Origin of the sequence: Paenibacillus sp. CFBP13512 (assembly GCF_005233705.1) — a bacterium.
GTDB lineage: Bacteria > Bacillota > Bacilli > Paenibacillales > Paenibacillaceae > Saccharibacillus > Saccharibacillus nuruki.
In genome coordinates, this window is record NZ_QGAD01000011.1 from 63,125 (window position 1) to 78,486 (window position 15,362).

The 15,362-nt window shown below is 39.8% G+C and carries 11 protein-coding genes; 3 read left to right on the forward strand and 8 right to left on the reverse strand.

All coding sequences use genetic code 11. The annotated features are described in order from the left end of the window. Positions 1-3,390 carry a tubulin-like doman-containing protein gene (locus tag PaeCFBP13512_RS15945; protein WP_069329625.1) on the reverse strand — a complete coding sequence of 1,130 codons (3,390 nt, stop codon included), beginning with the start codon at positions 3,388-3,390 and terminating at the stop codon, positions 1-3. A gap of 489 nt (positions 3,391-3,879) precedes the next feature. Next, positions 3,880-5,649 carry a vWA domain-containing protein gene (locus tag PaeCFBP13512_RS15950; protein ID WP_137224463.1) on the reverse strand — a complete coding sequence of 590 codons (1,770 nt, stop codon included), beginning with the start codon at positions 5,647-5,649 and terminating at the stop codon, positions 3,880-3,882. A 665-nt stretch (positions 5,650-6,314) separates the two neighbouring features. On the opposite strand from PaeCFBP13512_RS15950, the gene PaeCFBP13512_RS15955 reads away from it, so the two are divergent. Together PaeCFBP13512_RS15955 and PaeCFBP13512_RS15960 are read left to right on the forward strand one after the other, a co-directional pair. Then, positions 6,315-7,274 (forward strand): hypothetical protein, encoded by a 960-nt coding sequence (locus PaeCFBP13512_RS15955; RefSeq protein ID WP_137224466.1) that lies wholly within the window; start codon positions 6,315-6,317, stop codon positions 7,272-7,274. Further along, on the forward strand, positions 7,271-9,157 hold the full coding sequence (locus PaeCFBP13512_RS15960) for a hypothetical protein (RefSeq protein ID WP_137224469.1): 1,887 nt from the start codon (positions 7,271-7,273) through the stop codon (positions 9,155-9,157). Before PaeCFBP13512_RS15955 ends, PaeCFBP13512_RS15960 begins: the two co-directional genes overlap by 4 nt. A gap of 72 nt (positions 9,158-9,229) precedes the next feature. On the opposite strand, the gene PaeCFBP13512_RS15965 is transcribed toward PaeCFBP13512_RS15960, so the two are convergent. From PaeCFBP13512_RS15965 to PaeCFBP13512_RS15985, 5 genes are all read right to left on the reverse strand, one after another. Beyond that, a complete protein-coding gene (locus PaeCFBP13512_RS15965; protein ID WP_069329629.1) occupies positions 9,230-9,577 on the reverse strand; it encodes a hypothetical protein in 348 nt (115 codons plus the stop codon). A gap of 196 nt (positions 9,578-9,773) precedes the next feature. Beyond that, positions 9,774-10,538 carry a YcnI family copper-binding membrane protein gene (locus tag PaeCFBP13512_RS15970; protein ID WP_069329630.1) on the reverse strand — a complete coding sequence of 255 codons (765 nt, stop codon included), beginning with the start codon at positions 10,536-10,538 and terminating at the stop codon, positions 9,774-9,776. Between the two features lie 69 nt (positions 10,539-10,607). Continuing rightward, positions 10,608-12,272, reverse strand: coding sequence for a copper resistance CopC/CopD family protein (locus PaeCFBP13512_RS15975; RefSeq protein WP_137224472.1), 1,665 nt, complete (start codon positions 12,270-12,272; stop codon positions 10,608-10,610). A gap of 202 nt (positions 12,273-12,474) precedes the next feature. Further along, complete coding sequence (locus PaeCFBP13512_RS15980; protein ID WP_069329632.1) at positions 12,475-13,137, reverse strand: response regulator; 663 nt, start codon at positions 13,135-13,137, stop codon at positions 12,475-12,477. After that, a complete protein-coding gene (locus PaeCFBP13512_RS15985; RefSeq protein ID WP_069329633.1) occupies positions 13,130-13,963 on the reverse strand; it encodes a sensor histidine kinase in 834 nt (277 codons plus the stop codon). Before PaeCFBP13512_RS15985 ends, PaeCFBP13512_RS15980 begins: the two co-directional genes overlap by 8 nt. Before the next feature lie 281 nt (positions 13,964-14,244). Here PaeCFBP13512_RS15985 and PaeCFBP13512_RS23400 point away from each other — a divergent pair, with 281 nt between their 5' ends. Next, complete coding sequence (locus PaeCFBP13512_RS23400) at positions 14,245-14,403, forward strand: hypothetical protein (RefSeq protein WP_175425245.1); 159 nt, start codon at positions 14,245-14,247, stop codon at positions 14,401-14,403. Positions 14,404-14,715: 312 nt separating this feature from the next. On the opposite strand, the gene PaeCFBP13512_RS15990 is transcribed toward PaeCFBP13512_RS23400, so the two are convergent. Further along, positions 14,716-15,261 carry a glutathione peroxidase gene (locus PaeCFBP13512_RS15990; RefSeq protein ID WP_069329634.1) on the reverse strand — a complete coding sequence of 182 codons (546 nt, stop codon included), beginning with the start codon at positions 15,259-15,261 and terminating at the stop codon, positions 14,716-14,718. Positions 15,262-15,362: the final 101 nt, after the last annotated feature.

Genomic DNA, 15,362 nt, shown 5'->3' on the forward strand with positions numbered 1-15,362 from the left:
TTATTTCAACTTCCGGCGAATATCGCTTAATTTCGTAACCATTTGTTTGTAGAATTGGTAAGCTTCATCACCATTAGCCAATTCAACACGTTCGTATTCTAGACGATCTCTAGCTTCTAGATACGCTTCATACAATTCATCCAATTTGTTAAGAAGTGGTGCGATATCTTCGGATGAAGTCATCTCGTTATCTCGGCGATCGGCTTTACGCATCAATGTCGCACGATTTTTCTGATCAAGATTGCGGAAATGTTCAAACACTTCAAATTCCACAAAATTACGGCTCTTCATCAGATTTGCAAAAGCATCCCATGCTTCTTCTTCTGGATCACGATCATATACGTACAATGCACCTTTTTTGGTAATTGTATCGGTATAAAGGGCTTGTAAGAACTGATCAGTCAGTTTTTCTTCACCTTCATAACGACTTAACATACCTTCTAATTCGGCAATTTTAGCTTGAATACTTTCATACTTCGCCAGTTCTGCACGTACACGTTCGATCATTTTTGGTGAACGAATCAAGTTTTCACGTGCTAGATCTTCGTTAAAGCTACCGAAAATATCTTTCGTCGATTCATGTGGCAATCCTTCTGTCATTAAGCGTCTCAATTCAGCTAGCGCGCGCTTAACCTCACCCAGATTCGGACGAGCTGCATCCAGACGCATATCATAACTAGCCAATGCAGCAAGTAGATCGAATGATTGTGTGAAATGAACCGCAAAACGACTGCTGGTGTTTTGATCTGCATCTTTTTCAACGATAATGCCTAGTTGCTTCGCACGAGCATAATCTGCACGCACACGAGCATTGTAACTTTGTACACGAGCATTAGTGTACGTTTCACCCCATGATTGTTCAGGGATCGGTGAAGGCAAGTACGTCCAGTTTTCTTTCTCCGTCTGTACCAAATGTCGGCCAATACCTTCACGGTCAAGAATCGTACGCTCATAGTTCTCTTCATACACTTTCAGTGGGGTATAAACGAACAATGGCACACCGTTACGAGTATTCAACCAGAATATACGGTTTTTCACTTTACTTTCTTTAATCGTAAAGTGGGATTTACCCAGTGCATTATTCTGGAAGTTACGAATACCACGCAAAATACTCGGCGCTTGAACAGGAACAGACACAAATCCCCATGAAGGGAAATGAAGATTACCTGCACTATTGCTCAAATGGAACACCGGTACAGCTTCATCATCCAATTTACTAGCAATGGTACGTTCTACAAATTTCTCGATCGGCTCATCTTGACCGTACTTCATCACTAAGAAATCTTCCATCGAACGTGTGATCAGATCACCAAATTTGTCGCTTAAGAAATCAGAGATCGAACGTACAATATCAACCTCTTGCTCTTTCACCCATTGATCGGAATGCTCTAGCAATTGTGCAGAGAAATCACGAATTAGATCATCGCCATCTTTGCTATCCATAATATCGCTCACTGCTTTAGAGATATCCGGTACGCTGACTAGATTCCAATAGTACGTTTTGTTACCACGATGATCTTCTTGCTCATTCGCATTGGTCAACAACTCACCATTTTTCTCGAAAATAGAGCTTAATGCATTCAGTACTTCGGTAAATACACCATAAATACGATTATTTTCACGATTCAACATTTCATACAAATCTTCATAAAATTCGATCATTTGTTGAGTACGTTCTACATCAGCACGCAACCAGTATTCATCAATTTTAGCTTCAATATATACATTTTTCTTTTTGTCTTTGGATACAAAAGCACTTTTCGCATCGCCTAGACGTTCATTGGCATAATCAGCCGCTGATTCGATATCACGTGGAATACGAGTCTGGCTTTCACGCAAGGTTTCGATATACGATAGTAGCATTTTCAGTAATGAGAATCCTTTTTCTGAGTACAACAGACGTGATACATAGAAAGGACCTTGTTCTGGATGCAAGAACATACGGCGAATCTGATCCGAAAATTGTCCAACAATCTCGCCTGGCAATTGTTGCTTCGCTTTGATGTATTCTTCACGAGCACGAATCAAGAATGTTTGCTCAAGTTCCGTATCCATATTCACAGCTTGCATTTTGACCACATTGTTGAAGCTGAGACGTTCACTATTTTCAAATCCAGGCAATGGTTCTGGAACACGAGATTCGAATGTTTTGGTCATTGTCTCGACATCTACACCTAGTTTGCGAGCGAAGTTCTCTACCGCTTCTTGATCTGGCGCTTGATCGAACATTTTGTCCATTTTCTGGAACAGACGATAAGCAAGATAAGTGGTCATTTCTTCGATCGGCAAGACCGCAGAAGATGCACCAATAATGTTATATTCATAGTTCGCAGGATACGCACGGTTCATCTGTGCAATATTGGTACGAATATTACTGATATAATCATGGATCGCAAACTCTTCACCAGATGCTTTTTCTTCACTCGCCATAAAGTTGGTAATATTCTCAGCAGTTACATTCATACAATAATCGTATGCATTTTCAAGCAATTTACCTTCAGTATTCGTCGCTGAGATCAAATGACATAGATTAAATGGAGCCAGTGGCGAATTGACATTCAGTATACTGCCGTATTGCTGTTTAAAACGTTCCCCACGACTGTCTACATTCATCCAGTAATCGAGCTCTTTCAGAGCAGCATATCCATTTTTTCGAATATATTCGCGTGTATGCTCGCTTAAGCTTTTATTAGATAAGTTGACGTCTGGTGTAAATAGATAACCTAGCATATTCAGACGGTCTACTCCTGCTGCGCCATAATCACGTTCTACAATACCACGCACAATGTACGAAATATCTAAGAAACAACCACTACCTGTACCGCCCGATAGCCCTGTCAGTAGAAAGACCATTAATTTTTTGTTTGTACCGACAGATAACGTTTTGATTTTTTTATCTATACTTTGTACGACTTGATTAATCTTTGTAAATAACAGCAATCGTCCTGCTTGGCGTACACCAGCCGCGCCGTTCATACCATCAGTAATCCCTAGTTCTGGAGATAACCATTCCGTGATATACGGTTCTAATAGGCTACGGTTTTGAAGTAATCCACCAATCTCTGCATTGGATAACAATACAAACTCATTGATTGGATCAAGTCCGATACCTTTATATTTTTTATTGCGATCTTGTTCGTTGGTTTCAAAAGCAAGAAATTCGACATTATCCGGTTTGTCTTGCTTTTTCTTAGTCATTGGATCTTCTGGAAGCTTAAAGCGACGGTTGATCTGGTATTTCAGACGCAATAGTGCATCAATACCAGTACCCCCAAGTCCAATAATCAAAATCGGGTTGTCGATCGTGTCGACGCGTATTTTATCACTGACAATACCACCGCCAAGTGATACGTCCAGTTGTTGAATGTGTTCTCTAACGATTGGTTTCATGAATGATCCCCCTTGGGCGAATTAAATTTTCTTTGTTTGGTTGGTGGGTGGTTGTGAGGACAAGCGCTATGGGGTGGATAGTTCTTGCCGTCGCTGGTAAGATCGGATATCTTGATTTGACCACGGAGTGGTCGATATCCGAGTCTTAAAGGCGACTTTCAGAACTATTCCATCCCTTCGCTTGTGCATCCTTCCACTTTGGAGCGTTTGAGTAGGAAGAAGAAAGATTGAAGCGCTTGGATTTGCAATCCGGTGCTGGGTTGTCGTTTAAACATTCTCTAAAAGTTTGAAATGTTATGGAAATGAGAAGATGAATAGATTATATAAAGATATATGTCATGAGATACATACTTTAAAGTACGGGTTTTGGTTTCAATAATCTATTGTACTGAATGATTATGAGATTTTGGAAAGAAGAACTAGATGACGAATAAGCAATTATATAATTTTTTAGTATACATCAGTCATATGAATAGTTTGTGTACACTATTATGTTAGATATTCAAGCAAAATCGTTTTATCGACCTGACGCAATCCAATCGTGATACGGTCACCGCTTTTGAGTTCAAAGCCTTTAGAAGCATCGATCGCACGAGCAGATTTTTCAATCACATTATCGGCATTGTTCCGAATCATAATGCGGTCGTTACTGCTTGGTGTGAATACGATATTTTCCGTTTCTTTAAGTTCAGGTGCAAGTTGGACTAATTGGTGCAGGTTGAACTTGCCACGGAATGTAGTCAGTTTTTTGTATTGTGGGTATGAGCGTTCGCCGGTATTTTCATCACGAATCTCGATGACCATTTGTCCGACAAATCCACGATTTCTTTTTTTCAAGAAACTCAGTAAGAACCACAATCCTGCAAGTACCAATAATGCTACGACTGCAATAGTGATCCATGTCATCAGACCTAAGCCTGCTTGTTCACCACTACCTGATACTCCACCTTTAGCGTCAATCGTTACAGGCGCTGTTTCACGGTAAAAGCTTTGTTCTTCTGCACGAGCAACCAGTTGATAGACATGATTGTCTGGTACTTCAAAGGTACCTTTAAATTCACTACCATCTGTGGTTAAAGGAACTTGACTGGTGGTTCCTGTATCCACATCCGTCACATTGAGTACAGCTTTCATACTACTGGCTTGCGAATTATCTGTTAATTTCTGACCACCGCTTGTTAAATAAGAAACGATATCGATCTTATCGCCTTTACTGTACGCTTTGGTCGGAATAGGATCTAGTGCTAATTCCAGGTTATAATTGAACACCAGATTAATATCAATCTTATCTTGATCGACACCCTTAACCTGTAATGTCCAATCTCCTTGCTCTGGAGATAGTAATTTGACTAGCGAATAACTTTTGGAAGTAGACATGCTTACTTTGTCTGATGGTACAGTTACTGCATTTCCAGATGGATCGACTAATTTCACTTCAACCGCTTCTGAAGACATAATCGAGATGTTCGCTTCTTTTACGTTGGCATTTGGAATATGAATTTTCACGTCTTGAAATTGTCCATTACCTGTAATCGAATCGACAGGTACAACATTCACTTCTTGATGAGCTGCAAAAATTTCACTTAAAATCTCTGGCAATTCTTCTGCTGAAGTTGTTACAAAAGATTTACCACCTGTATCATCAGCAATTTTTTTCAAAGCTTCTTGATTCAGCTTACCGTCTGCATTTAGACCAATTGTATAGACTGGATAGCCATCTTTCTTCGCTTGTTCTACCGCTGTATTCAGATCCGTATCGGCTTGGCTATTGCTACGCCCGGAATTACTATTCAACTGATTGTTACCATCCGCGAACAATACAATCATCGGTTCATGCCCTTGTTGAGCATTATCTTGTAAAATAGTAACGGCTTCTTTCATCCCTACCGAAATATCGGTATACGCTCCTCGGGTAAGTCCATCTATAAACGATTTCAGTTCTGTTTTATCATCAGCAGACTGAATAGCAGTCAATGCTTTCTCGCGTTCAATGCGGTCTGTATACGATACTATTCCTATGCGATCGCCTTGCGATGGTAGCATATCTATAAATAGTTTCATCGCCTCACTACCAAGCTGTTGTGGATCACTGGATTTCATTGAATTACTTGCATCCAGTACCAATACGGCATCAACAGATGTAGTCGAATTATTGGGGCTCGTTGTCGCTGAGGCAGCGAACATCGTGCTAGGCAGCTGTGTCAGGCACAGAACCAAAGCCAGCAGGATATACATAAAACTTGTATTTCTTCGGGACATAAGTCTACTCCTTCACTGGATAGATAGATGGCTCTACGATACACCATCTTACGACATTTTCATTAAGCGCTGGTTAATTTCACCTTAACATGCCTTAAAAATCATAAAGTGAAAAATTTGATACTATTCTAATTACAATATCCATTTTACTCCATTTTGGATAATAAATCACAAACCCATATGAGCTTTTGATCATAACAAGCCGGATACCATTATAACGCATATTCCCAAATATTTTCCCCACCTTAAGACGGGGGAAGCCACTGGACTATAGGCTAAAAGTTGAATATTGCTCACCATTTTCGCTATTCTGTAATAGATTATGCGCTAAAATATAGGTATAGTGAGGTTGTTGAACATTTTATAATTCAACGAGCAATCACGATCCTCCCTTAGATTAAAGTTAAACTCGATAAATCTGATTAAGAAAGGAATGTCATATGTTTGCATACGTATGTCTCGCGGTTTTGTTTCTTTTTGTTATCATAAGATTGTCTATGTACGCATTTAAACGCAAACGTGTCCCGACAGAAGACGAATTAGAAAAGCAATTACTATCTACTATTAACCAAAGAAGCTAACGGATGCGCAGATTTGCCCAATTCCTTGTTATCTGACTCCTGACGTTATTTATAAATACGATGTATAGCGAGTGATCTTAATCCATGACAACCACCAAAAAATCGATTCAATTACCTGTGCTTCATCGCACCCGGCGGGTGTATGATCCTTTACGGATATGTCTTAAATGTCGAAACTTTACTATTTTACCGGGCGACGCCTGTCCAGATTGTGGCAAACAAGCTCTTGTTCCTGTGATACGACAAGCCAGCCTACGTGCCAAGCGCAAAATGCTCAATGAAATTCTGTTTGCTCTTCTTCTTACTATTATAGCGGTTGTTGTATCTAAAGAGATGACCGAAATCATAATCTCTGTGATTACAGGTGTCATATTGATCGTCGCCTTAATTCTGGTACAACGTCGCATGTTATCCAAAGAAACATTAAGGCAGTTAGCCCGACTATTCAAAACAGAAGGCAAAACGATCTATGAAGGTACTGTACGTGATCAATCGACAGCAGTAGCGGTTGTACGTATTGGTGAAGATGTAGAAGGATATCATATGTTACGCCAAGCAGCTGTTGTAGTGCATAATGATCGACTACGATTAGCTCAATTATCCCTGTTACAAAATTTTCGGTTACGCAGTGATATGGATCTAGATCTCGATTCATTGATCGTACATGATTTTGATCCGTTATTAGCCGAATATATCGGTGAAATCGCTAAGATTAAGCGTGAAATGGTGAAAGATCGCGCAATCCGCTATGTGATTGCCAATGAACCGCAAATTTTAAAAATGGAAAATGGCATGAACATTTTGGTCAGTGTCACGTCTTCAGCGGTACGAATGAAGCGCTATGTCACGATGTATCCAGGATTTATTCGCCGTTATGCACGCTTTTTGCCAAAAGATCGCTTTCTTCGTCTATACCGGATGATCCAAAATGATCCTGCACAAAAAGACAGTACGATGGCTGTCGATCTAGAGAATATCCGCCAGGAATTGTACAAAGGTGATTCAGATTTTGAGCCTGCTGTTCCCGGAATAGGCATCTCATGAGTATTATTCGTTTATTTGCATTACGCAATCTGTTAATTGTAGCCTGCGCTATTGCAGCTGGACTAGCGATCTATAAAGGCATTCAGATTTCGCAAAAGATTCATGCGGTGCAAGAAGCTGATCGTTATTATGCACAGCAACAATGGGTCGAAGCGGAAACCTTTTATCAAAAAGCCAACACCAACACATCGATTCACTATCAAAATGAACATATTGCGAATCGGTTACTTCAATTATTACCTATTACCGATTGGAAACAGACCGTAAGTTCCAGTCAACAACAGCTTCAATCTGCCGCTAGCACCCAGCAATTTCAATCTTATATGACTGGTTATAAATTATGGCAACAGCGGATAAGTGAGCAACAACAAGCAGATCAAAGATACACCGTACAGTATAAACAGATTACCAATGAATCGAAGATCAATGAGCAACTCAAGACTGATTTCCAAGCATTCCGTGAACTGTTTGAAGCCGGTCTGCAACATAATATACAAAAGCGCGATTATACCGATGAATCCGACAAATGGAATCTATTAATGATTCCAGAGAAATATTTAGCGGTCAAAGGTACACGTCAAGCTTACTTGAATACACTGTTCAAAACATATGATCAGACCAAATTAACACGATTGGCTTCTGCTGGCGATTTTACTGCTTTTCTAGAGCAAGCACGGATCACTTGGGAAGGGTATCACCAGCATAATTGGAGCGCAACATGGGTACTGACTATTGCTCAAAATAATGCAGCGACGATTCTTAATAAAGATATTACAAGTCAGCAGATCAGTAACTTTGTGACTCATGCTCAACGCTTCAATCAATGGGTAACGACTGTGAACTTAAGTTCGTCTCCTGTAACCACAACGATCAATAATGAGATTGCTTCGTTAATTCGTGAAGCAAATACGTTGGTTACAGCCGGCCAATATCAGCAAGCTCTTGATATTTATCAAGCCTTACAACCTGTGCAAGATATGACTACGCTGATCGGGCAGACCAAGTTAGCATGGGCTTCTAGTGATCCACTCTATGTTTTACAAAGTTCCAATCCTTCAGTGACGTATCAACATGTGGTCGGAGGCACCAATGGGCTGAATGCAGATGTATATGCACTGGCAACCGATTCTGCTAATCATCTCTATATTGGTCGCATGACTGCTGATGGAGCAACCAGTATTCTATCTGGAGAAATTGCACAGAATGCTGGTCAGATTCGTACGCTGGCTATTGTGAATACATTAGGAACACCCGATCAACCTGTTATTGAGATTCAATCGGAGCCGAGTGGAGATCGTACAGCTCTTTATTCTTTTTATGCTGTAGAAAATAGTGGTTTTCGTGCACTGCTTTCAGTAGAAGCTGACGGATATACCATCGGTGATGACCAAACGATTCAGGTGCAAAATCCATCTGATCTTCCTAAAGGACAGACAGCGATCTATACACGTAATGAAGACGGAGAGTATACACGTACAGAGACACAGAATGAATATACTTCGATTGATGGAGCTACATTAACTAGCTATCTCAATGAACCTGTTTCATTTGAAGCCAATATCGTATCGGTTGATGATCAGGGTGCGATAGCATTAGTAGGTGAGCAATATATTCGCCTTCGTGGTGCGCTCAATTGGGCAACAGGCACGTTCCTCGTATCCGGTGTGTTCCGAGGAGAATTTGAACCTTTCACATCTTCATCAGGTAACAATGAAACTGATCCTTCAGCAGAAAATAACTTTTCTACAGAAGAAAACACAGTGCCTACCGATGAGACAGGGTTAATGCAAGAACCTGATTATGGAGTCGATACACCTGACGCTCCTGCTAATCTGGATGCTAATGTAACGATTCCTGTATTTGAAGTCGAATCTCTACAATAAAAAATAATCTACATCAAAAAAGCTAGTGATTAGGAGCCAATATCTCCGCTACATCACTAGCTTTTTCTGAATTTATCCGCCTAATCCAACAAAAATCATAATTAATACCAGTTCGATCATATATCCAATCACTAATAACATGGGAATACTAATTACTAAAAGAAAATTGCGCATAGAAGCACTCACATCTGGTGCTTTGCTTATCCAGCGATATAACCCTCTCCACGCCAAGATTAGCGCAGGAACAATAGCAAGTATTCCCACTGTAACAACAGCTATATAGAGAGACTGTTGATCAGCCGTACTGGCACCTTGTGTCATCAGATTGGATTTGCGGATCATCAAGAACACCCACACAGCTGCTACAAGAATATAATATAATTTGATCCCATTGCTAAATGAAATAAGCTTTTTGTCCAAGCTTGTTCCTCCTCTATTCTCAATCCATACTCGTTCGTCCACGTATTTTCTAATTATATCAAGTTCTATGTGAAAAAGAAGCAAGTGATCAATGCTACAACAAAAGCAGACAAAACGGCAAAAGACCAAGATGACGTTCTTGGTCTTTTGCCGTTATTTGATTCATACGTTTCTATTGTACGTATACATAAACTATTTATTTGCGTTTACGTGAATTCATCACAGCAACTCCACCAAGAACCAAGGCAATAATAGCAATAATCAATGTCGTCACTTGAAGACCATTACTGCTCGCTGGTTGTTCCATTGGCATAGTATTCATATCAGTCGATGGTGCTGTATCTGTTGTTGTACCTGTCGCTGGAGTTGTTGCTGTTGTATCTGTGCCTGTCGCTTCATCTGTCGCTGTTGCAGTATCTTCTGTTGCGGCTGCATCATGTCCATCTGTTGTTGGCGCTGCTGGTGTGGCTGTAGCTGCATTTTCAGTAATCGTTGTAATCGAGTGTGGAAGTTCGCTGCCTTCTTTGCCTGTCCACTCCACTACGCTACCATCACTATAGTATTGATAAGCATCCCAAGCCAATTCGCCATCTTTGGCTGGATTTTCACCTACAAATACGAACTGTTGAAATTGACCTGCTTCGATACCGCCACTTTCAGCTTCCCAAGTGATCGATGTAATCTCATCAGCATCATTTTTCTCAGTCGTTGTTTTCCAACCCGGTACAGGTTGATATTGTTTGAACGATAAATTTTCCGGTACTTTTAAGGTTACTTTAGTCGTTGGCAAGTCTTTTTCAGAAGGTACTTTGATCGTATACGTCTCCCATGCGGAAGGCATGGACTGAGCAGGTTTAACCGTTACATGAGCACTAGCAATACTGCTAAATGTAAGGAATCCTGCTACCATTACTGCGGAACCGATTGTGATCATTTTGGTAAATACTGAATTTGTTTTCATTCTGTATACGCCCCTTTGTCATGAATATATAAAGACAGGCAGATAGTGAATTACCTGTTTTTGAACAAATTATGAACCTACTCGTAATGTAAACTCAGTGTCGATTGTATCCAAAGATTTGGTCAAAATATGAACTTTCACATTCCAGTTCCCATTCATACTCACCATACCTGCTTTCTGATACACGCCGTCTTTTCCATCACTTGCAGTCAGTAAGATTTCAGTAGGTGCCATCGCCATATCCATATGATTCATGGTTAACGTGATCTGTTCCACATCTACAGGTTTGGCTTCATTTTTATTTTTGACCGATACGATAAAGTTATTGCTACCCATCTGTGCGCTAGGTACTTCTAACTTAATCTCATATCCATCCACTTCTTGTGTCTGTACGGTCTGCTTCGGTGTGGCTCCATTACTGATCGGCCCTGCTTGTGGGGATAAATGAACCAGTGCTGCCGCTAGCATCAAGATCACAAAGCCAGTCAACACTTCCCACATCAAGTCTTTGCCCAGTTCTTCTTTTTGCTGTCGCCCTTTCACATAATTCATAGCGCCAAATGCTGCCATAACCAAGAATAACAACATTTTAGATAATAGCGTTAAGCCATAAGCGGTATTGAACAGTGCTTTGAGACTAGGCAAATAAATAATACTTCCATAGATACCTGTTACTAATAATGCCGCTACTGATATAATCGCCCACCATGAGAATCGGCGAACAATACTCCAATATACGACTTTGCGTTCATCTCCTGCAAACGGAGCCACAATACGCGGGATAAACACAGCCATCGCTACTAGTGCACCACTCCAGACGAGAGCAGAGACCAGGTGAATAAAATCAGCTGCGATCGCTATACCTGCATACGGTTCTGCATAAGCGTGTCCATCAAGCGACTTGGCAAGTAACTGTACAATCATCAGCACCACAGCAACGATACCAACAGTTCGCTTCGCCGAGGAAGACAGTTTGCTATGAGCATATAACGCTAATACGATAACCATTAGTACAGCGGTAATAATCTGGATCAACCACACCTGTCCGAAAGTCGTTTCACGGAATGTATTAGTGAATTCAGTCGTGGTCTGCATGATCGGTATATCTGCATTCCAGGCGATCCGCAAAGGCAATTGAATCAGCAATGCAATCACAGTGACTGCCATACCTATCCATAAAAATAGAGTATAACGACGTTGACGCATCCATGTTGTCGCTTCAGATGTACGTAATTTGGCAGGGAGTAAAAATAATGATAAAGCAAGTAATCCCAGTACCAAAGATTGACCGGTATATTGCAACCAGCGCATCAGAATCAATAGCGGATTCACCGATTTACTATCCGGTGTTGTAGTTGCCGCATCAGACATCTTTTTGCCAGCACCGTCTCCTACTTGAAATACAATCCCACCTTCTACGGGATGTCCATCTCCTGAGACCGCTTTCCATGAAATATTGTAAATATCGTCAGGAAGCTTCACAGGAATAGCTGCTTCTAACAGAGCCGCATTTTTACTATCAATAACAGCTTTGACTCCATCAATTTTTTTACCGGAGGAATCCATCAATATAATCTGATAATAAGCAGGTTGTATCGATTCATTGAATAACAATGTAATTTTATCAGGTGCTTTGTCTAACACTTCATTTTGAGCTGGAGAAGATTCTTGAACATACGAATGAGCAGAAGTACTTTGTGGAAAAAATAATCCGCCACAGATACTCACTATCATCAGTAGTACTGGTAACAAAAAACGCTGCTTTCTGATTAAAAAATGAGAATAACTATAAATACGCTCCACCTACTTTATGTGAGATGCCTTCTATGAAGCCTGTTGTATGCAGTCACAATTTCTATACTATAGAAGTGTCTTCATCCTGAACATGACTATATAGGGCTATATCTATTCTAAATATGGCTTAAATTTGAAAAAATTATGGACGATGGAGCTGATCAGACGCTAATCCATGCTCAATCGCATATCTTGTTAATTGTACTCGATTTTCCAATTGTAATTTGTGTAACAGATTTTTGAGATGATTTTTGACAGTTTGTTCTGAAATATTGAGTTCTGCTGCGATATCTCGATTAGTTAGCCCGGAAGATACCCAGTGTAAAATTTCTCGTTCGCGTGGTGTTAGCGTATTCGCAACTGGATCGTTATGCGCTTTGGTTGCTGGAAATTGTTGCAAAATACGCAATGCAATTTCTTGGCTAAGCCCTGCTTCATCAAGCACCACACTACGCAAATACTCCAACCACATCGAAGGCGGTAAGCTTTTGAGAATATAGCCTTGTGCGCCTTGCTTGATTGCTTCAAATAAATGGGCAGCATCATCAGATACTGTCATCATAATAATTTTGATATACGGGAATCTTAGCTTAATGAGACGTGTCGTTTCTAAGCCATCCATCCCTTTCATCGAGATATCCATCAGAATCAGGTCAGGCATCCATTGTTCAGTGAACTCTAGCGCTTCTTGACCACTCATTGCCGTACCCACAATATTAAACATCGGATCTTCTGATAAAATAACACGCGTCGCTTCGCGTGCATGAGCATGATCATCAACAATTAAGACACGTACACTATTCATCATGTTGACCTCCTTTGATGATAAATAAAGTTCGCTCTTGTTCACGTTGCAAAGCAAATGTCCATCCTCTCCACTGTGCACGTTCGGCTGTTATTTTCAATCCAAATCGACCGGGCAATTGCAAAGACTGTTCATGAAATCCTTCGCCATCATCTTCAATCACAATCTGCCACCCTGTTGGATTTCCTTCGCTATGTATCCATACCTGACTTGCACGCGCATGTTTGTGAATATTTAATAATCCTTCTCGGATACAGGCTAGTAATTCTGCTTGTTCTTCAGGCTGGATATATTGATCGTCTAGCTTCCAATCCAATTGAGTCTGTACACCTGCTAGCGGAATCATTTCCCAGACACGATAAGCCAGCGAGACTTCTTCTGTCTCTCCGCTGCGTGGAACATGTTTGAGATCAGCAATAGCCTGCCTTACATCATGATTGGCTTCGCTCACTGTGCGACTGATATCATTCAGCGTTTCTTGGACTTGTGGATCATCATACATTCGCTTCGCTCGATCTAACTTTACCCCTAACAAAAATAAAGATTGCGCCACTCCATCATGAAGTTCTCCTGCTAACAATTGACGTTCTTCTAATTTTCCTTTGACAATACGCTCTTGATCCAGCGCTGCTCGTGTATTTTCAAGCATATCAAATAGCTGGCGTAGTAACGTTACACTAACCACATAAATAATAACTGGCGATAACCAGTTACCCACTTCCATTGAAAGATAAGGCATTAGAAATTGATGCCGAATATATTCCCACAACCCGATCGTCACTGTTGGTAAAAATAAAATGATCCATTTGATTTTGGTATATGACATATAACTCTCCTTTAATTACGTAAAAATTGCTCTTTGCGATCACTATTGTACGTGTTTGTGGAGGATTATGACATATCTCACGTATGGACATCATGTGAACATATCGAAATAAATACTTATTTTTAAGAAAAATTGAATAATTCATTTGCAATTGACTGCGTTAATGTTTACAATAAAACTATGATAATGATTATCATTCCTAGTCAACTGATAATGAAGTGATAATATAAAAATGTTTTTGAAAAATATACTATTTTGACTTTAAAGGAGCCGGAATCTCGATGAACGTAATGACACAGAAAACTTCACTACAAACAGACGATTATCTGGATCTTCTCAATCTTGCCGTGCGTATTGGTGATCTAAAATGGCAAAAAGAAATTATTCGTAAATTAGAATATATGAAACATAGCCAGACTCCTTCTAGAACTCGCGCATAGTTGTTGAGAACCACAATATATCCCTTTTACTGAGAATAAAGATCATATGGATGATCTTGTTATACTATATATAAGGAAGATTAGAATGGTTGAATCTATGACCACGATCTGTTCCTCAAGGCCGATACTTCAAAGGTGAAGATATCGGTTTTTTTATGTGTATAGATTTTTATGTATCTAGAAGTAATTTATCAGCATACATCTTTATAGAACATCAAAAAGCCTGTAAGGACTACCTCCTCACAGGCTTTTTATTATATTCGACTCCAATAAATGGATGACTTTATCAATACATAGGACGACGACTATATTCTATAACAATGCTTCGATATCTTCTTCCATATCCAACGGATCTGTTGTCGATTCAAAACGTTTAACCACTTCTCCATTACGATCGATCAAGAATTTGGTAAAATTCCATTTGATTGAATCGCCTGGCAAATACTCTGGATGTTTCTCGTTCAGCAATTGTACCATCAATTTAGATACCGAGTGATTCATATTAAATCCTTCAAATGACTTCGCTTCTACTAAATATTTAAATAGTGGATGAGCATTTTGATCACGTACATCTACTTTTTGGAACATTGGGAACGATACGCCATAATTTAACATACAGAATGCTTCTACTTTGTCATTACCATCAGGTTCTTGATCTGCAAATTGATTACAAGGGAAGCCTAAGATCACCAAACCTTTTTCTTTATAACGATCATACAGCTTTTGTAAATCTTCATATTGGAAAGTGAAACCACATTGACTGGCTGTATTCACGACTAAAATTACCTGATCTTTATATTGTTCCAGTGAAACGTCTCTACCACTCATAGCTTTTGCAGAAAATTGATAAACACTCATGTTGGCTCTCCCTTTGTGTTGGACACATGTAATAAGTCTTACTACTATATAATTATAACCAATATTTTGTCGAATAAACACACATTTATATAAAATTTAAA

What these genes read in the sequence shown, in the direction of transcription:
- PaeCFBP13512_RS15945 (WP_069329625.1), bottom strand. Translation starts at nt 3,390, where the DNA reads ATGAAACCAATCGTTAGAGAACACATTCAACAACTGGACGTATCACTT.
- PaeCFBP13512_RS15950 (WP_137224463.1), bottom strand. Translation starts at nt 5,649, where the DNA reads ATGTCCCGAAGAAATACAAGTTTTATGTATATCCTGCTGGCTTTGGTT.
- PaeCFBP13512_RS15955 (WP_137224466.1), top strand. Translation starts at nt 6,315, where the DNA reads ATGACAACCACCAAAAAATCGATTCAATTACCTGTGCTTCATCGCACC.
- PaeCFBP13512_RS15960 (WP_137224469.1), top strand. Translation starts at nt 7,271, where the DNA reads ATGAGTATTATTCGTTTATTTGCATTACGCAATCTGTTAATTGTAGCC.
- PaeCFBP13512_RS15970 (WP_069329630.1), bottom strand. Translation starts at nt 10,538, where the DNA reads ATGAAAACAAATTCAGTATTTACCAAAATGATCACAATCGGTTCCGCA.
- PaeCFBP13512_RS15975 (WP_137224472.1), bottom strand. Translation starts at nt 12,272, where the DNA reads ATGATAGTGAGTATCTGTGGCGGATTATTTTTTCCACAAAGTACTTCT.
- PaeCFBP13512_RS15980 (WP_069329632.1), bottom strand. Translation starts at nt 13,137, where the DNA reads ATGAATAGTGTACGTGTCTTAATTGTTGATGATCATGCTCATGCACGC.
- PaeCFBP13512_RS15985 (WP_069329633.1), bottom strand. Translation starts at nt 13,963, where the DNA reads ATGTCATATACCAAAATCAAATGGATCATTTTATTTTTACCAACAGTG.
- PaeCFBP13512_RS23400 (WP_175425245.1), top strand. Translation starts at nt 14,245, where the DNA reads ATGAACGTAATGACACAGAAAACTTCACTACAAACAGACGATTATCTG.
- PaeCFBP13512_RS15990 (WP_069329634.1), bottom strand. Translation starts at nt 15,261, where the DNA reads ATGAGTGTTTATCAATTTTCTGCAAAAGCTATGAGTGGTAGAGACGTT.